Genomic DNA, 16,307 nt, shown 5'->3' on the forward strand with positions numbered 1-16,307 from the left:
CAGGCCGGAGCCTTAATCCATCACACGACCGACAAAGGGCAACTGGCGGAAGGCGTGCCCAACGTCCATGCCATAACCGACGACAAAATAGTCGGGGCATTCGAAAGCCACGAAATCGGCATCAAGATCGACCTTGCGGCGCACGCTCTTGTCGAGAAGCACAGCAATGCTGACGCTCCGCGCTCCGCGTTCCAGCATAAGTTCGCGAACGAATTTCAGTGTCTTTCCAGACTCCAGAATATCATCGATCAGCAGTACATCGCGGTCGCGAACATCGCTGTCGATATCGCGCAGAAGACGAACTTCGGCGCTTGTCGTGCCCTTGCCGTAGCTTGAAACCGTGATGAATTCGACATCGGGCTCCACGCCCGCATCATGCATTGCGCGGATGAGGTCGGCTGCAAAGATGAAGGAGCCCTTCAGGATCGAAATCGTCAGCAGATTGTGGAACTTGCGTTCAGCAATGGCCTTGGCGAGCTCGAGATTACGACCGGCAATCTCGTCCGGGCTAAAGAGAACTTCGATTGTCTTGCCACCGACTTCGGGCATCTGCTGCTTCTCCTGATCGTTCGCTTTCGCGCAGACTTTGGCGCGATCAAAGGCGCCGGAAAGGCACGCTCTATAGCATGGTTTGAGGAAATTGCACCCCACCCGATGAAGATGCTCCGGCTTCTCCATTTCCCAGCGTTAAGATTTCATATAGCGTGACATTCATGCATCCAGACATCATCGAACTGCGATCATTTTACGACACCACGCTGGGCCATCTCGCGGAACGCGCCATTCGCATGGCGCTTGCCGGCCTATGGGGTCACGTGCCGGGAGAGCGGCTTGTCGGCATGGGCTACAGCCTGCCCTATCTCGACCGCTTCAGCACTGATACGGAGCGGACATTCGCGTTCATGCCTGCCGGTCAGGGAGCCGTCGCCTGGCCCTCAGTAGAGAAAACGGCAACAGCGCTTGTTTTCGATGAGGAACTGCCGCTACCCGATTCCTCGATCGATCGGGTGCTTATGGTGCATGCGCTGGAGTATGCGGAAAATCCGACAGAAACGCTGAAAGAGATGTGGCGTGTCCTCGCCCCCAATGGGCGGCTCGTCATCGTGGTGCCGAACCGGCGCGGTGTCTGGGCTCGCTTCGAGCATACACCCTTCGGCAGCGGGCGACCTTATAGCCGCACACAGCTGACTACCCTGCTGCGTGAAGCGAATTTCACCGTCAGTACGGTCAGCGACGCCTTGCATTTCCCACCCGCTACGCGCCGATGGATGATGCGGCCCTGTCTGGCGCTGGAAGGCATGGGGCGGAGACTGTGGCCAGTCTTTTCAGGCGTTCTGGTGGTGGAAGCGCAGAAGCGTCTTTATCAGGGACTGCCTGTCGCACAGCGCTCCTCGCGCCGTGTCTTCGTTCCGGTTCTTGCACCACAGGGCACACCTGTTGGTGGATTACGGAAAACACCTGTACGAACCAGCAAGACAGATCGAAAGAGCTAGGGCATTTGCGCATCATCGCCCGGGAAAACGCACAGTTGCTGCGGTCTGCAAGTATTACCGGGCAAGGTTTTTCTCGACTTGGACGCAATGGCGGGATATGCCGCCATCGTAACTTTAACCCATCGTAACTTTAACATTGACCTTTTGGCGGAGCCAAAATCATGACCGATACGCAGAACCTTACCCGTCCCCAGCCCAAGGCAGGCCTGCTCGACATCGCAGCCTACGTGCCCGGCAAGGAACATGTGGAAGGCGTTGCCAAGGTCTATAAGCTCTCTTCCAACGAAACGCCGATCGGACCAAGCTTGCATGCGGTCGAAGCCTATCGACACGCGGGCGAGAAGCTGGAGCTTTATCCCGATGGACAGGCCGTGGCGCTACGTGAGGCGATTGCCGAAACGCAGGGGCTCAACATGGCCAACATCCTGTGCGGCAATGGTTCCGACGAGCTGCTTGGCCTGATCTGCCAGACCTATCTTGCTCCGGGCGACGAAGCCATCATCACGGAGCACGGTTTTGCCGTCTACAAGATCCAGACGCTGGGTGCCGGCGCGACGCCGATCACGGTGAAGGAGAAGAACGAGCGTATCGACGTGGATGCCATTCTGGCTGGCCTGTCGCCGCGCACGAAGATCGTCTTCATCGCCAATCCGGCCAATCCAACCGGGACCTATCTGCCTTTCGAGGAAGTCCGCCGCCTTCATGCCGGATTGCCGAAGCATGTGCTTCTGGTTCTCGATGCGGCCTATGCAGAATATGTTCGTCGCAATGACTATGAATCGGGCCTCGAACTCGTTTCATCCAACGAGAATGTTGTCATGACGCGCACCTTCTCGAAAATCCACGGGCTTCCGGGTCTACGTATTGGCTGGATGTATGCGCCGCTGCATGTGGTCGATGCCGTCAATCGCATCCGCGGGCCATTCAATATGAATTCGGCCGCCATTGCCGCCGGTGCTGCGGCCATCCGCGACCGCGCCCATGTCGAAAAATCGATTACCTACAACGACAAATGGCTTGGCTGGCTGACCGAAGAGTTCACCAGACTTGGTCTTCGGGTTACGCCGTCAGTCACGAACTTCCTGCTGATCCATTTTCCGGACAATGGCGCGCATTCCGCCGACAAGGCCGACGAGTGGCTCTCCGGGCGTGGCTATATCCTGCGTCGCGTCGGCGGTTACGGGTTCCCCAATGCCTTGCGCATGACGGTCGGACCGGAGGAAGCCAATCGTGGCGTCGTCGTCGCCCTGACCGAATTTTTGAAGTAGTACAATGTCCACGATCCATTTCAACAAGATCGCCCTGATCGGCATCGGCCTTATTGGCTCATCGCTGGCGCGCGTCATTCGACGCGAAAAGCTCGCCGATCATATCGCCATCGCCACGCGCAGCAGTGAGACACTGAAGCGGGCCGAGGAACTGGGTCTCGGTGACAGCTACACCACTGACAGTGCTGAGGCCGTCAAGGATGCCGATCTGATCGTTGTATCTGTGCCGGTCGGCTCGTCAGGAACGGTTGCACGCCAGATCGCGGCAAACCTCAAGCCCGGTGCCATCGTCACCGATGTTGGCTCCACCAAGGCTTCCGTGATTGCGCAGATGCAGCCGGAATTGCCGGACAATGTGCATTTCATTCCCGGCCACCCGCTCGCAGGCACGGAATATTCCGGCCCGGATGCCGGCTTTGCAGAGCTTTTCACCAATCGCTGGTGCATTCTGACGCCCCTGCCCGACACGAGTGAAACAGCTCTCGAAAAGCTGAGCGAGTTCTGGGTCGCCTGCGGCTCACGGCTTGATCGCATGGACCCGCAGCACCACGATCTGGTGCTGGCCATTGTCTCGCATCTACCGCACATCATCGCCTACAATATCGTTGGCACAGCCAGTGATCTGGAACAGGTGACCAAGTCGGAAGTCATCAAATATTCGGCTTCCGGTTTCCGCGATTTCACGCGCCTGGCCGCATCCGATCCGACGATGTGGCGCGACGTATGCCTGCACAACAAGGATGCCATCCTTGAAATGCTCGGGCGCTTTTCCGAAGACCTCGCCTCACTGCAGCGCTCGATACGCTGGGGCGACGGTGAAGCTCTGTTCGATCTTTTTACGCGCACGCGTGCTGTCCGGCGCGGCATTATTGATGCAGGTCAGGAAGTGGATGCGCCTGATTTCGGCCGTCAGGCTGCGACACGTACCAGCGAACAAAAATAGGCGCATATTTGCCTACAAAGCAGGTAGTCGCCCGAGCGGAATAAACCCGGCGCTGACCTTACCGTTACGAACGGCGATCTCCATCACGGGATTGCCGTTTTCATCTTTCGGCATGGCCGAGAGAGCAAACAAAACGGTAGCGATATTGCCACCCTGCTCGGGAAACACTGTCTGACCAGCCTGCGCCAGCGATTGCGGGTTGACCAGTGTCAGCTTCACATCGGCATTGATCAGCCCGTCAGCATCGACCGAAAACGGCCCGGCTACCGAAACCATCGCTCCATTGGGCATGGACAGGAAAGCCTGATTGACGGTACCGGAATGCCCGCGCAACCGTTCATGAAAAGGAGCATCGCCCTTTGCGAGCAATGTCGCGGCTTCGGATACATCGATATCCGCCACACCGTCGATTTCAGGGCTGGTGGCTGTACCAATCGCTGCCTTGGCAAGTTTCAGACCGGCAAAGCGACCATTGACCTTCAATGTGTCACCCGAGGCGCTCATGCGGAAATCCATCTGCTCAAGCGTGCTGAGTGGCACTGTCGTGGTGGCTTCGGTGCGAAGACCGACAGCCACTTCACGCGCGGCGAGCTCAATCTCGGTCGGGAACGGACGTGCCAGCCGGGTGTTGGAGGTAAACTTGCTCCAATTGACCTCCAACGGCTCCAGACCCGGAAATTCGATGAAGGCGGGTCCTGTCAGATCGTTCGAGAGGGAACGTGGCGCATAGACCGGGGAACCCGAGGTGAAGCGCCCTGCGCGGAACGCCATGCCTTCAGAAGGACGCTGCCAGGAAATGCTGTCGCAGACGACATTGACGCGCAACGGATAGCCGCCCATGCGCAAGTCTTCGCATTTCACGCCAACGCCCTGAGCGGCGAGCTTGGCCATGTCGGCCTTGGCTCGTGCCTCTAGCCTGTTTGCGATATAGAACCAGCCCGCTGTATAGCCAGCGATCAAGACAAGCAGAATGACAATGAGCGCGATGGGACGCTTTCTGGACTTCGATGCGTTCATTCCAGTATGCGCCATTTCAAAAGCCTTACATTAATCAGACGGTTGTTTCGAAGAGCCTCGCTCCGGGGTCAGACTGAACATTCCAAGCCCCGATATGTTTTGCTCCTCCCGACTGTTGGCCATATTATGGCAGGAATGTGCCTTGTGAAGCGATTGAGAAGAAAAATCGAGGGATATCCGTTGATTACCGGTGGAAATCGGCGTCCACTGATCCATTATGGACACCCTTCATGACCACAGCTCTCAATGACAGGCGAATGAACGATTTCTGGGTTTTCGGCTATGGCTCGCTGATGTGGCGACCGGGCTTTGCACATGTGGAGACCGTCCGGGCGCGTCTTTACGGCTACAGGCGCAGCCTGTGCATCTATTCGCATGTCCATCGCGGAACGCCGGACCGACCGGGTCTGGTCCTGGGCTTGGACACCGGTGGCTCATGTCTCGGCATCGCTTTTCGCGTGCCTAGTGACATGACTGGCGAAGTGATGACCTATCTGCGCGAACGTGAAATGTCGAACCAAGTCTATCACGAAAAGCATCTGCGCCTGCGCCTCGCTGACGGTCGCAATGTCGATGCGGTCACCTATGTCGCGGACCGGCACCACATTCAATATGCCGGATCGCTTTCACCTGAGAGTGCCGCAGCGATCGTCGCATCTGCTCACGGCGATTCCGGTGCCAATGTGGATTATGTCGCCAATACGCTCCAGCATCTGCGCAACATGCGGGTACGCGATCATTGGCTGGAACATGTCAACGATCTCATTCACCACACTACCCAACATCAAACGGGCGGTTCCAGCGGCTAGAAGCACACACTGCGCGTCTCAAAAATTCCGGCGTTCAATCGCTCAGCCCTTGTTCTTGCCCGATGCAACCGCTACATCTCGGCCAATTGCCAAGGAGGCCTCCATGATCGCATTGTTCCGCACCATTGATTTGGCGCTCGATATCTACACCTATATCATTATAGCGAGTGCCATCTTCTCGTGGCTCTATGCGTTCAATGTCGTCAATTCCGGCAACCGTTTCGTGGCTTCGATCGGTGAGTTTCTCTACAAAGTGACGGAACCCGTCCTGCGGCCGATCCGCAATATCTTACCCAATCTCGGCGGCATCGATATTTCACCGATCGTCCTGCTGCTGATCATCTTCTTCATCCGCCAGTTCATGTGGACGACGCTGCTGCCGCTTTTCCTGTAAGCGCATCACTCGCAAGCCCAAAAACAAAAGCGCCCGGACATTGCCGGGTGCTTTTGTTTTAGAGCATAATCCGACCGGAGTGAAACGAGGATCGATAAGATTATGCTTAAAATAGAAAAAGTTAGAGCGCCGATCTGATCCAATCAGATCGGCGCTCTAAACGGATCGGGAAGCTGTCGCTTACTTGCCCTTGGCGCGTTCGATAGCTTCAACGATGAACTTGCGTGCGTAATCTTCGTCACCCCAGTCACCGATCTTGACCCACTTGCCGGGTTCCAGATCCTTGTAGTGTTCGAAGAAGTGCGCGATCTGCTTCAGAGTGATCTCCGGCATATCGGTATAGTCGTGAATCTTCTCGTAGCGGCGCGTCAGGTGCGGCGACGGTACTGCAATGATCTTCTCGTCCTTGCCGGAATTGTCTTCCATGACCAGAACGCCGATCGGGCGAACATTGATCACGCAACCGGGAACCAGCGGACGGGTGTTGCAGACGAGAACGTCAATCGGGTCACCGTCTTCCGAAAGCGTATGTGGCACGAAGCCGTAATTGCCCGGATAGGTCATTGGCGTATAGAGGAAGCGGTCGACGATGAGGGCGCCGGCCTTCTTGTCCATCTCGTACTTGATCGGCTGGCCGCCGACAGGCACTTCAATGATGACGTTGACGTCTTCAGGAGGATTGGAGCCGATGGAGATGGCATCAATATTCATGATGTGTCCTTTCGTGTCGGGCTCTGATAACGGGTTTCAAGGTTGCGCGCAAGAAAAACGAAAGTTCTAGAAAACGCGGCGAATTGTCGTTCTCGCAACGCAATTGACGTGATCAGGCCGTTAACATGCTGTGAGGGTTAGGCGCCGAGCTCGTTCAGTCTTTGAACGGCGGTCGGTGGCATGGGTGGTGGATTGGGATCGCGGCTGGCGGCGACCAGAAATTCGTCGCAGGCCGTCTCGGTCGTTTCAATCAATCTTTTGAGAAATTCATCCTTCGGAAGACCTGCCGGAATTGGCGGCAGAATACGGGCGCGAATGGTTCCGGGATAACGCAGAAACTTGCGGCGTGGCCAGTAGAGGCCTGCATTGTGCGCAATCGGCAAAACCGGCAGATTGAGCGCTTCGTAAAGATGGACGATGCCATATTTATAGTGCGGTGGAGCACCTGGCGCCCGACGCGTTCCTTCTGGATAGATCAGAATCTGGCGGCCTTCCGCAATCGCCTTTTCCGCGCCCTTGGTGATGGAATGCAGTGCCTTGACGCGAGAACCGCGATCGACCGGGATCATCTGCATTTTCGCGATATACCAGCCGAAAAGCGGAATGCGCATCAATTCCCGCTTCAGGATCAGCACGGGATCGTCAAGATAGGGCAGGAAAGCATAGGTATCCCAGGCAGACTGGTGCTTTGGCGCACAGATATAAGCGCCCTCAGGAATGTTCTCCAATCCTTCAACCACATAGTCGGTGCCGACAATATACTTCTGGAGCCAGAGATTGACCCGTGCCCACAGCTTCGGCACAATCCAAGCCTTCTTGCGGGGCAGAAGAAAATAGAAAGGCGTATAGACGATCATCTGAACCAGTGTGCAGATATAAAACGCCGCATTGAACAAGATTGAGCGCAGATAGAGAAGCATCAGTCGGTGGAGACCCTGGCTAAAGCATTTTCGTTCCCGACTTCCGGTAAACGATCACGCACGAATTCTGGACTTTCTGCAGAAAGTGACGGCATCGATATATCAGGAAGAACGGCCATTTCCATCAGGAAATCGTAATCCGGCAGCAAGATCAATTCTCGGTCGTCACACCCTGATTGGTCTGCGTTCCGAACAGTTCGGTCGTACCCACACGGACAGCGGCGCCAAGATATTTCACATATTCGATGAAGAGCACGCGCAATGTGTCGCCTTCGGAAACCCAGCTATGTTCGCGGCGGTCCCCGTTCACGACCGGATAGGGAATGAATTCCACATCCTTCATGCGGTAGGACATTTCCAGCGTGCTACGCGGAATATGGTAGTTGTTGGTGACCAGGATCACGCGGCGATAGTTGTTGGTACGAATCCAGCGTTCGCTTTCGGTCGCGTTGCCAATGGTGTTGAGCGCCGACCGGTCGAGATCGACACAGCAATCGAAGAGACTCTGGTCGGCATGGGTTGCACGCTGCAGTGCCTTTTCATTGGTCGCCGGATGAACACCACTGATCAGAAGCCGCTTTCCTCGCTTGTCCTTCAGAAGATCAACCGCAGCCTGAATTCTCGACTGGCCACCGGTGAGAACGATGATGGCATCGGCAGGCTCATCGATAGCCGGCGGCTGCATGCTGGTGACCTTTTCACCGAACGCGACGAAGCCGACGAGAAACGCCAGAAGAATAACAAACAGAACGATGGAAACGGGCTGGAGACGTCTGAACATGCGCATTATGACAGACCATAGGAAATTGCCGGAGACAAGTGCAAGAGATTGCAGGTGAGCGCCATTCCGGCTGCGGCGCCAGACCACATCTCCTGAAGAAAACCCGTTTGCTGTCTGCCTCTGTGCCACTGCATCGTCACTCGACCGGTGCCCGCCCGATAGCGCTTGCGGGATTCGCGTACCATCTCTTCTTCCATCATAGCCAGCATTGCGGCGAGAAGTCGGAGAAGCAGACGAAAATCTTGTCTTGAAAGCGCCTGTATCGGAAAAGGTCTTCATTCGGAGCGCACTCCCGGACCGTCCATGGTTGCAAGCTGGCGGATCACCGTCAGGCGGCTGGTCAGCATGGTCAGGAAACTGACCAGAATAATGATGACGGCAGCGCCGATATAGCCATCGCGCCCGATGGCGAAATTACCGAACATGGCGGCAGCCTGATCACCTTCAGGTGTCGCCATATGGCTCGACGCCCACCAGGAAAACATCAGGAAGACCAGCATTGCCGCCGCTCCACCGCACAGTGCGCCTTTCAGTGCTGTGCGGAAGAAGTGCCATTCAAACTCGCGCGCAACAAATTTCGATTCCGCGCCGATGAAATGCAGAACCTCGATAATATGGCCGTTGCCGGACATCGCACCGCGCGTGGCAAAGATAACGGTTAGAACGGTCGCAGCGATCACAAGCGAGAGAACGCCTGTGCCGACGAACACCGTCGTATGCGCCATGGAGACGAGACGGTCGACCCATGTGCGGTGATCATCGAAGGTCGCAGCCGGAATGGCGCGGGTGATTTCAGTCCGCATGGTTTCGAAATCAGGCGGGGCATTTTCATCGATCGTAACGACGACAAGACGCGGCACGGGCAATTCATCGATGTTAAGGCCACTGCCGAGCCATGGTTCGAGCAACCGGGCGGTCGCATCCTTGTCGATGATGCTGGTGCCTTTCACACCGGCAAAACCACGCGCGATTTCGCTGGCCTGAGCCAGCGCCTTTTCCATATCCTGCCCGTCGACAGGCCGGATCTGGATCGTGGCTTCGCGAGCTATCTGGCTCTGCCAGGCAGCGGCCGAGGTGCGAACGAGCGTCACGCCGCCCATCGTCAGGCATGCCAGAAAGGTCATGATCGCGATCACGATGACAAGTGCAGTTCCCGTTACGCTACCATCAGGCACGATGGGACTCGGTCCCTGACGCTTCCGGCGTTTGCCGATACGAACGAGCAGCATGTCCTTGAGGTCTTCGAAACGGACCCGGATGTCATCCAATGTACGTCGCCAGGCGTTCTTTGCATCAATCATAGATGTCGAGCCGCCCATGTTCGAGGATCATGCGTCGCGCATCCACCTGCTCCATCAGGGAAAGGTCGTGGGTCGCGATAATCACAGCTGTGCCCGAACGGTTCAGCTCGGTGAAAAGGCGCAGCAGACGCTTCGCAAGCGGCGGATCGACATTGCCGGTCGGTTCGTCGGCCAGAAGAAGTTCCGGCTGATCAATGAGCGCGCGCGCAATCGCTGCGCGCTGCTTCTCACCGCCTGAAAGAACCGGCGGCAGCACATTCATGCGGTCGCCGAGCCCGACCCAGTGCAGAAGTTCCTCCACCTCATGACGATAGGTTGCCTCTTCCTTTCCGCGCACGCGCAGTGGAAGCGCCACATTCTCATAGGTGGTCATATGGTCGAGCAGGCGGAAATCCTGGAACACGATGCCGATACGACGGCGCAGAAGCGGAATTTCCGCATGATTGAGCCGTGCAACATCCTTGCCGAAAATATTGATAAGACCGCGCGTCGGCTTCAGGGCCATGAAAAGAAGTCGCATGAGCGACGTCTTTCCTGCCCCGGAAGGGCCGGTTAAAAACTGGAATGAACGCGGCGGAATATGGAAACTGACATCGCGCAGGATCTCAGGACCCATTCCATATCGCAGGCCGACATTCTCGAAACGTATCACCGAGCTGTTTCTCTTCAATTGTCCGCACGCTGAACGACGCACGGATGACATCGATATCAGATCGACCTTTATCCTCTATGGTTAATGTTGCGTTAATTCCGCTCGAACAAGCCTTAAAAAAGTGCGTGACCGAGGCTGCGGCCATGAAGCATTAACCATTATGAGCCAGTGTGTGGCACCGGTCGAAGGGGCGAAAAACGCAAAGGAAGATGACGGCATGATGGCGAAACAACCATCGACAGCGCAGATGTCGCGCGCGCCTTCGTGCGAAAACCATCGCGCGACACGGTTTGCTTCCGATGCCGGACTGATTGAAGACGCCGAATTCGAAACCATCGTTCCGGGGTCATCACCCCGGAAATTTCTCTCGTACAGCATTCCGCAGAAGCCGTTCGCCCCACGCAAGCTGGTGTCCGAAACAAGTCTTCCCAGTGGATGGCCGGGATTCGGGTATTGGGTTTTCGTCGCTCTTTGCGCGACAACCGCTTTCTGGATAGCGGGCGGATATACACTGCTTGCCGGCAAATCTCTTTCCGGCGGGCAACCAACCTTGCCGCTCATTTCGGCACTTCAGCTTACTGATCTCAAAACCAGCGTCGGAGTGCATGACAAGGGCAAGGTTCTGAGTGTCGGCGGCCGCATCCGGAACACCACATCCGAAGAACGCGCCACGCCCCCGCTGATCGTCATGATCACCTATAGCGACGGCAGCAAACGCGAACGCCGTCTGGCTCCTGGTGAAGCAATGCTGAAACCGGGTGCATATATCGACTTCGAAACGATGCTCCCGGCGCTGCGCGGCACCATCGAGAAAGTCGATGTGCGATTGGCCACCCCGGCCTAGTAACGCCGACCCAAAAACCTAGCCTGGCGCCTCCGGCTACTGCCAGCAGCCGAGATTACGCCCTTTGAGGTTGTGGGCATCGATATCGACCACAAGGCGCGGGTCTTCGCGTAAAAGAACCAGCGTCGTGCGCTGTTTGAGATCGATCTTCTGCCAGCCCGTACATTCGGTTGGCATTGGCGTGCTGTCGATCTTCACCTTTTCCGTCCATGCAGTTGCCGTGCAGCCGGATAGCGCCGCAACAATCGGAACGACCCTAACGGCATTTAGAACAAGCCTTTGTGTTTTCGTCCCACGATGAGTGTTCAAGGCTGACAACTCCAATCTGCCCCGCGAAATCCCTGCCAATCGATCTTGCATTGGCCAGCGTCGCCCGTTCGACATCTGCGCTTATAACGTGCCGCCGCCCTTCTCCGCAATATAGCTGAGCGGGATCGACAGCTTTAAAAAAAAGCCCAGCCGATCAACTCTTACTATCCATCGAAACCCAATTTAGAAGAGATATAAAAGCAAACACGAATATACGAAGAATAGCTTTTCATTTACTGAAATGACGGGAAAAATCCACAGAGAACAAAAGCCTCCAATCAAGTTAAACATGATTGTCCGAAGAAAAAGACGATTATATGCTTCTTGCTAAATGATTCGCATATGGCATTTTTCACTACACCAACCCTGGGGATTTCCATGCTGAACAAATTGTCGGCTGAATTTTTCGGAACATTCTGGCTTGTTTTCGGGGGCTGCGGCAGCGCAATCCTCGCCGCAGCCTTCCCTGAACTGGGCATCGGCTTTCTCGGCGTTGCTCTCGCCTTCGGTTTGACTGTCCTGACCATGGCTTATGCTGTGGGCGGCATTTCCGGCGGCCATTTCAACCCGGCTGTCTCCTTGGGCCTCATGGTGGCTGGTCGACTTCCAGCCAAGGACCTGATCCCTTACTGGGTTGCGCAGGTTCTGGGAGCCATTGCGGCTGCAGCAGTTCTCTTCCTTATCGCCTCGGGCAAGGAAGGCTTCTCCGCCGGTGGCCTCGCTTCCAACGGCTATGGTGAACTTTCACCGGGCGGCTACAGCATGATGGCGGGCCTGCTCATCGAGGTTATCCTGACGGCCTTCTTCCTTATCATCATTCTGGGCTCCACATCGTCGCTGGCTCCAGCTGGTTTTGCTCCGATTGCCATCGGTCTCGGTCTCACCCTGATCCATTTGATTTCGATCCCGGTCACCAATACGTCGGTAAATCCGGCCCGCTCGACCGGCGTTGCTCTCTTCGCCGATACAGCAGCACTCAGCCAGCTCTGGCTGTTCTGGGTTGCGCCGCTCGTCGGCGCGGCTATCGGCGCGATCATCTGGAAAGGCCTGCTCGGCAAGGATTGATCCAGAACGACAACAATGAAAGGCCGGTTTATTCCGGCCTTTCTTGCTTTCAGGACTCTTTTGCAATCGTCTCGAACAGAGCCGCACAAAAAATGGTTCCGATCATGGGAAGGATGCTGTAAGTAACATCTATCTTCTTGTTGTAACGCATTATCCGACGCAAAGCTGCTTCGCACTTTTGCTGGAGGTGCTCCAGATGTTATGAGCAATGTCCCCCTCTACCGATGCTTCTTCTGCGGATCGTTACGCAGCTTTCCGGCACTCTGCCTTCAAAAAATACTGGGGCGCCCGTTTCCTGAGCGCATTTGCGGTGCAAATCGTGAGTGTGTCAGTGGGCTGGCAGATTTATGACCTCACCCGCGACGCCTTCAATCTGGGCATGGTCGGACTGGTGCAATTTCTACCGGCCCTGTTGCTGGTTCTGGTAACCGGTGCCGCTGCCGACCGCTTCGGCAGGCGCTTTATCATGGGTCTGTCACTCATTCTGGAAAGCGTGGTGACGGCGTTGCTGCTCAGTCTGACGCTCGCCGGTCTGTTCGAGCCCCTGACGGTCTTTGCCGCACTGACACTTTTTGGCGTCGCACGCGCGTTTCTTGGCCCGTCTTCCGCATCGCTCGTCGTTAATCTCGTGCCGACAGAGGATTTCGCCAACGCCGTTTCGTGGAATTCATCTGCATGGCAGGTGGCAACAATCGTGGGACCTGTCGCAGGTGGTCTGCTCTATGGCATTTCGCCGGTTGCAGCCTATTCCGTCGCCACGCTGTTCCTGCTGATCGGCTCCGTCCTGATCTTTTCCATTCCAAAGCCCAAACAGCACACGCTTGCCGAACAGCGCTCACTGACAAGCATGCTCGCTGGCTTCCGCTACATCTGGAAGGAAAAGATCGTCCTTGGCGCCATCTCGCTCGACCTCTTTGCCGTTCTCCTTGGCGGAACGGTGGCGCTGCTGCCGATTTACGCACGCGACATCCTCGATCTCGGTCCGTGGGGGCTCGGCCTGCTGCGATCCGCTCCCGGTATCGGCGCTGTTCTGACCGCCGTCTGGCTTGCCGGACACCCGATCCGCGACCATGCAGGTCGCGTGATGTTCGTCTTCGTCGGCCTGTTCGGTCTGTTCAATATTATCTTCGGGGTCTCGACCCTGACATGGCTGTCGGTCATTGCTCTGGCACTTGCAGGTGCCGCTGACATGATCAGCGTCTATATCCGTGAAACGCTTATGCAGCTCTGGACGCCCGATCACGTGCGCGGTCGTGTCAATGCCGTCAACATGGTCTTTGTCGGTGCATCGAACGAACTGGGCGAGTTTCGCGCCGGCCTGATGGCTGCGGCCATCGGCGCTGTTCCCGCTGTCGTCATCGGTGGATTGGGATCAATCGCCGTTGCTGTTGCCTGGGCGGCAATGTTCCCGCAATTGCGCAAGGCCCGTCACCTGCAGGGACGGACTTGATCTCTCAAATCAGAGATGATCAGGAGGCGGACGTGCTACGATTCGCCTCGTCCATGCGATCCTGAATGGCATTCCGGTCATCCTGCTGGATGCCAACGAGTTCGGCCACGCGCCACATTACGTCGGCCTCGACTTCGCTCACCTTGCCGTCAGCGTAGACCATTTCCCACATCAGTCCGATAAGGTCTAGGCGAGCCTGATAATCGAGCTGCCGCTTCAGAACCGAAGTGAAATCCGAAAGGTCAATCGCTTCCTGATCGGCTTTTTCCGCTGCCTGGATGAGTTGTTTCAGACTGTCGCCTTTAAGGCCATATTTCTGTGACAGCATCGAAGAAAGCTTCTTACGCTCGCTTTCCCGCGTTTCGCCGTCGGCATCCATGATGTGATAAAGCAAAGCGGCGGCGGCCAGTCGTGGATCATCATTGGAAAATTTTTCGCTCCGGTCACGAAAACCGTTGGCGGGAAGCTCTTTTAAAAAATCCAGAAGACGATCGAACATTCACCCTCGCTGCCATGTTTGCAACTTGTCAGCCGTTACGGCGATTCCGGCATCTTTGTTAGCAACATCGAAGGTAACGAGCTGAATGCGCCACGCAAGACGGTAAACGGTCTTGCGCAACCGTTTACCGTCCAAGAGATGGGCTGCGTTGTTTTTCGGCAACGATTTCTCGGAAGCCTGATCAGAAAAGCCTCAATCCGCTCTGGGCTTTTTGCGAAGGCTTGTTTTCGTCGACACCCGGATCGTCCACCACCAGATGCGCGCGACGCGGCTCGTCCTCCATATCGTCATCAGTCGCGACCACATTTGGGACAGGCGGCTTCACCTCCTCGACCTTTTTTATCGAAGGGGCTGGCGATACCTTGACCGGCTCGGCGGCAGGCACGATGACTTCAGCTTCCTCAACATCGCGAACAGGCAACTTTCTCTCCACGACGGCTGATGCATCCACTACGCCAGCCTTGTCTTTCGGCTCTGCAAGAACCAGCGGATTGCCCGGCTTTGCTTCCACCGGGCCTTTGATTTCAGGTTTTTCCGCTTCAATGGCTGGAGCAAGTTCCACGACGGGAACCTTCCACTCGAAGCTGTTGAGGCGTCCCGTAACCGGCGATACAGGCGACCATTGTTCTGAAACATAACCGTCGGCAGTCCATGCAGGATCACGCGGCGCCTTGACGGCCCGCGCCAGCCATTCACGAACCTTGCCCTGATCACCCGTTTCAGCTTCTTCAATATCGGCCAGCAACAGATAGGCGCTTTCGCGCGGCGAAGCGCGCAGAACCTGCTCGGCATTGTCGCGGGCAAGGCGATAATCACCCGCCTCATAGGCAGCGCGTGCCAGAGCAAGACTGCCCTCGGCATTGTTGGAACGCAACGAGACGAGATGCCTTGCGCGCTTCAAACGGTCCTGAGGCGTATCACCTGACCGGGCGTAGACATAGGTCGAAGCAATGTCAGGATGTGGAAACCGTTTCCATGCCGCTTCCAGAATTTTCGAACCTTTTCGTATATCGCCATCGGAAAAAAGCGCACGCGCGGCAACCACGGCAGCTGGCACCAGATCGGATGCCAGCTTGTTCGCCTCCAGCGCCAGCGCTTTTGCCTGCACATGATCAACATCGGCGACTGCCATCGCCTTGGCGATCAAAAGTGCGGCGCGTTCTTTCTTCACCACATCCTTGCTATGGGCGAGTGCCTGTTTGCGTGCATCGACGAGCTTCAGCGCCGCATCCCAGTCGCCCTCGGCACAAAGCTGGCCCATCATGGCTGACGAGGCCCATTCAAGCTGCGGCGCTTGGCTCGCGGCTTCGGCGGCATAATGGCGGGCGGCATCGAGAGCGCCAACGCGCTGGGCTTCGATATAGAGGCCACGCAAGCCGAGCAGGCGCGTCTCGGGATCATCCACCATCGCCTCAAAACCTTTGCGGGCATCTTCCGTGCGCCCTTCCAGCATAGCGGTCTGTGCTTCGAGAAGCTTTATCAGCGGCTCCTGATCGGAACTCAGCAATTTGCCGGCCTGCTTGGTCATGCGGCGCGCTGCTTCCGCATCGCCGGCCCCGGCTGCAATCAATCCGGTTGAAAGCGACTGATAACCGCGATCACGCTTGCGCGCACGAAAATGCCTGCGCAGCGTGTAAGGTGACTGGATAATGCTCTTGACCAGCCACCACAGGATCAGGATGGCCGCGACGATGGCAACGATCCCCGCAACAGCGGTTATCAGCGGCACATTGTAATGATTGCCCGCAAAAGTGACATCAAGTTCACCCGGACGGTCCGCAAGCCAGGCAAAGCCGAAACCAAGCGCGGCAACGACGACGAAATAGAACAGGACACGCAGCATCGGCCCGC

At 56.5% G+C, this 16,307-nt stretch carries 18 protein-coding genes; 8 read left to right on the forward strand and 10 right to left on the reverse strand.

Going from position 1 to position 16,307, the window contains the following annotated elements; genetic code table 11:
• Positions 1–12: 12 nt before the first annotated feature.
• Positions 13–549, reverse strand: coding sequence for a hypoxanthine phosphoribosyltransferase (gene hpt / locus AAE521_RS15495; RefSeq protein WP_010657532.1), 537 nt, complete (start codon positions 547–549; stop codon positions 13–15).
• Positions 550–713: 164 nt separating this feature from the next.
• Between hpt and AAE521_RS15500 the strand changes: the two genes are divergently transcribed.
• From AAE521_RS15500 to AAE521_RS15510, 3 genes are all read left to right on the forward strand, one after another.
• Complete coding sequence (locus AAE521_RS15500; RefSeq protein ID WP_071632663.1) at positions 714–1,493, forward strand: class I SAM-dependent methyltransferase; 780 nt, start codon at positions 714–716, stop codon at positions 1,491–1,493.
• A gap of 161 nt (positions 1,494–1,654) precedes the next feature.
• Positions 1,655–2,761: a pyridoxal phosphate-dependent aminotransferase gene (locus AAE521_RS15505; protein WP_071632662.1), complete on the forward strand. Its 1,107-nt coding sequence runs from the start codon at positions 1,655–1,657 to the stop codon at positions 2,759–2,761.
• A 4-nt stretch (positions 2,762–2,765) separates the two neighbouring features.
• Complete coding sequence (locus tag AAE521_RS15510) at positions 2,766–3,704, forward strand: prephenate/arogenate dehydrogenase family protein (protein WP_071632661.1); 939 nt, start codon at positions 2,766–2,768, stop codon at positions 3,702–3,704.
• A gap of 12 nt (positions 3,705–3,716) precedes the next feature.
• Here AAE521_RS15510 and AAE521_RS15515 read toward each other — a convergent pair whose 3' ends face one another.
• Positions 3,717–4,736 carry a DUF2125 domain-containing protein gene (locus tag AAE521_RS15515; protein ID WP_071632660.1) on the reverse strand — a complete coding sequence of 340 codons (1,020 nt, stop codon included), beginning with the start codon at positions 4,734–4,736 and terminating at the stop codon, positions 3,717–3,719.
• 215 nt (positions 4,737–4,951) lie between these two features.
• Here AAE521_RS15515 and AAE521_RS15520 point away from each other — a divergent pair, with 215 nt between their 5' ends.
• Together AAE521_RS15520 and AAE521_RS15525 are read left to right on the forward strand one after the other, a co-directional pair.
• Positions 4,952–5,530, forward strand: a complete 579-nt coding sequence (locus tag AAE521_RS15520) for a gamma-glutamylcyclotransferase (protein ID WP_071632659.1) — start codon at positions 4,952–4,954, stop codon at positions 5,528–5,530.
• Between the two features lie 103 nt (positions 5,531–5,633).
• The gene (locus AAE521_RS15525; RefSeq protein WP_010657538.1) at positions 5,634–5,924 is read left to right on the forward strand and encodes a YggT family protein; all 291 of its coding nucleotides are present in this window, start codon (positions 5,634–5,636) and stop codon (positions 5,922–5,924) included.
• A gap of 180 nt (positions 5,925–6,104) precedes the next feature.
• Here AAE521_RS15525 and ppa read toward each other — a convergent pair whose 3' ends face one another.
• The 5 genes from ppa to ftsE form a co-directional block, all read right to left on the reverse strand.
• Positions 6,105–6,635, reverse strand: coding sequence for an inorganic diphosphatase (gene ppa / locus AAE521_RS15530; protein ID WP_010657539.1), 531 nt, complete (start codon positions 6,633–6,635; stop codon positions 6,105–6,107).
• Positions 6,636–6,772: 137 nt separating this feature from the next.
• The gene (locus tag AAE521_RS15535) at positions 6,773–7,555 is read right to left on the reverse strand and encodes a lysophospholipid acyltransferase family protein (protein WP_071632658.1); all 783 of its coding nucleotides are present in this window, start codon (positions 7,553–7,555) and stop codon (positions 6,773–6,775) included.
• Between the two features lie 151 nt (positions 7,556–7,706).
• Positions 7,707–8,615, reverse strand: a complete 909-nt coding sequence (locus AAE521_RS15540; protein ID WP_071632657.1) for a YdcF family protein — start codon at positions 8,613–8,615, stop codon at positions 7,707–7,709.
• A complete protein-coding gene (locus tag AAE521_RS15545; RefSeq protein ID WP_374864905.1) occupies positions 8,612–9,637 on the reverse strand; it encodes a cell division protein FtsX in 1,026 nt (341 codons plus the stop codon). Before AAE521_RS15545 ends, AAE521_RS15540 begins: the two co-directional genes overlap by 4 nt.
• Entirely contained in the window at positions 9,630–10,253 is a 624-nt protein-coding gene (gene ftsE / locus AAE521_RS15550) for a cell division ATP-binding protein FtsE (RefSeq protein WP_029375806.1), read from the reverse strand. Before ftsE ends, AAE521_RS15545 begins: the two co-directional genes overlap by 8 nt.
• Positions 10,254–10,449: 196 nt before the next feature.
• On the opposite strand from ftsE, the gene AAE521_RS15555 reads away from it, so the two are divergent.
• A complete protein-coding gene (locus tag AAE521_RS15555; protein ID WP_143132801.1) occupies positions 10,450–11,133 on the forward strand; it encodes a hypothetical protein in 684 nt (227 codons plus the stop codon).
• A 36-nt stretch (positions 11,134–11,169) separates the two neighbouring features.
• Here the strand turns inward: AAE521_RS15555 and AAE521_RS15560 are convergent, their stop codons facing one another.
• Positions 11,170–11,442 carry a hypothetical protein gene (locus AAE521_RS15560; RefSeq protein ID WP_029929715.1) on the reverse strand — a complete coding sequence of 91 codons (273 nt, stop codon included), beginning with the start codon at positions 11,440–11,442 and terminating at the stop codon, positions 11,170–11,172.
• A gap of 378 nt (positions 11,443–11,820) precedes the next feature.
• Between AAE521_RS15560 and aqpZ the strand changes: the two genes are divergently transcribed.
• Positions 11,821–12,507 (forward strand): aquaporin Z, encoded by a 687-nt coding sequence (gene aqpZ / locus AAE521_RS15565; RefSeq protein WP_010657546.1) that lies wholly within the window; start codon positions 11,821–11,823, stop codon positions 12,505–12,507.
• 208 nt (positions 12,508–12,715) lie between these two features.
• The gene (locus tag AAE521_RS15570; RefSeq protein ID WP_342061784.1) at positions 12,716–13,957 is read left to right on the forward strand and encodes an MFS transporter; all 1,242 of its coding nucleotides are present in this window, start codon (positions 12,716–12,718) and stop codon (positions 13,955–13,957) included.
• A 19-nt stretch (positions 13,958–13,976) separates the two neighbouring features.
• Here the strand turns inward: AAE521_RS15570 and AAE521_RS15575 are convergent, their stop codons facing one another.
• Both AAE521_RS15575 and AAE521_RS15580 read right to left on the reverse strand, forming a co-directional pair.
• Positions 13,977–14,456 carry a tellurite resistance TerB family protein gene (locus tag AAE521_RS15575; RefSeq protein WP_071632654.1) on the reverse strand — a complete coding sequence of 160 codons (480 nt, stop codon included), beginning with the start codon at positions 14,454–14,456 and terminating at the stop codon, positions 13,977–13,979.
• A 181-nt stretch (positions 14,457–14,637) separates the two neighbouring features.
• On the reverse strand, positions 14,638–16,299 hold the full coding sequence (locus AAE521_RS15580; protein ID WP_071632653.1) for a heme biosynthesis protein HemY: 1,662 nt from the start codon (positions 16,297–16,299) through the stop codon (positions 14,638–14,640).
• Positions 16,300–16,307: the final 8 nt, after the last annotated feature.

Origin of the sequence: Brucella cytisi (genome assembly GCF_038433355.1) — a bacterium.
Lineage (GTDB): Bacteria > Pseudomonadota > Alphaproteobacteria > Rhizobiales > Rhizobiaceae > Brucella > Brucella cytisi.

Excerpts from the sequence above, each read along its gene's own strand:
- ftsE (WP_029375806.1), bottom strand. The coding sequence starts at position 10,253 with ATGGGTCCTGAGATCCTGCGCGATGTCAGTTTCCATATTCCGCCGCGT.
- AAE521_RS15525 (WP_010657538.1), top strand. The coding sequence starts at position 5,634 with ATGATCGCATTGTTCCGCACCATTGATTTGGCGCTCGATATCTACACC.
- ppa (WP_010657539.1), bottom strand. The coding sequence starts at position 6,635 with ATGAATATTGATGCCATCTCCATCGGCTCCAATCCTCCTGAAGACGTC.
- AAE521_RS15540 (WP_071632657.1), bottom strand. The coding sequence starts at position 8,615 with ATGAAGACCTTTTCCGATACAGGCGCTTTCAAGACAAGATTTTCGTCT.
- aqpZ (WP_010657546.1), top strand. The coding sequence starts at position 11,821 with ATGCTGAACAAATTGTCGGCTGAATTTTTCGGAACATTCTGGCTTGTT.
- AAE521_RS15575 (WP_071632654.1), bottom strand. The coding sequence starts at position 14,456 with ATGTTCGATCGTCTTCTGGATTTTTTAAAAGAGCTTCCCGCCAACGGT.
- AAE521_RS15580 (WP_071632653.1), bottom strand. The coding sequence starts at position 16,299 with ATGCTGCGTGTCCTGTTCTATTTCGTCGTCGTTGCCGCGCTTGGTTTC.
- AAE521_RS15555 (WP_143132801.1), top strand. The coding sequence starts at position 10,450 with ATGAGCCAGTGTGTGGCACCGGTCGAAGGGGCGAAAAACGCAAAGGAA.
- AAE521_RS15510 (WP_071632661.1), top strand. The coding sequence starts at position 2,766 with ATGTCCACGATCCATTTCAACAAGATCGCCCTGATCGGCATCGGCCTT.
- AAE521_RS15570 (WP_342061784.1), top strand. The coding sequence starts at position 12,716 with ATGTCCCCCTCTACCGATGCTTCTTCTGCGGATCGTTACGCAGCTTTC.
- AAE521_RS15520 (WP_071632659.1), top strand. The coding sequence starts at position 4,952 with ATGACCACAGCTCTCAATGACAGGCGAATGAACGATTTCTGGGTTTTC.
- AAE521_RS15500 (WP_071632663.1), top strand. The coding sequence starts at position 714 with ATGCATCCAGACATCATCGAACTGCGATCATTTTACGACACCACGCTG.
- AAE521_RS15515 (WP_071632660.1), bottom strand. The coding sequence starts at position 4,736 with ATGGCGCATACTGGAATGAACGCATCGAAGTCCAGAAAGCGTCCCATC.
- AAE521_RS15545 (WP_374864905.1), bottom strand. The coding sequence starts at position 9,637 with ATGATTGATGCAAAGAACGCCTGGCGACGTACATTGGATGACATCCGG.
- AAE521_RS15505 (WP_071632662.1), top strand. The coding sequence starts at position 1,655 with ATGACCGATACGCAGAACCTTACCCGTCCCCAGCCCAAGGCAGGCCTG.
- AAE521_RS15535 (WP_071632658.1), bottom strand. The coding sequence starts at position 7,555 with ATGCTTCTCTATCTGCGCTCAATCTTGTTCAATGCGGCGTTTTATATC.
- hpt (WP_010657532.1), bottom strand. The coding sequence starts at position 549 with ATGCCCGAAGTCGGTGGCAAGACAATCGAAGTTCTCTTTAGCCCGGAC.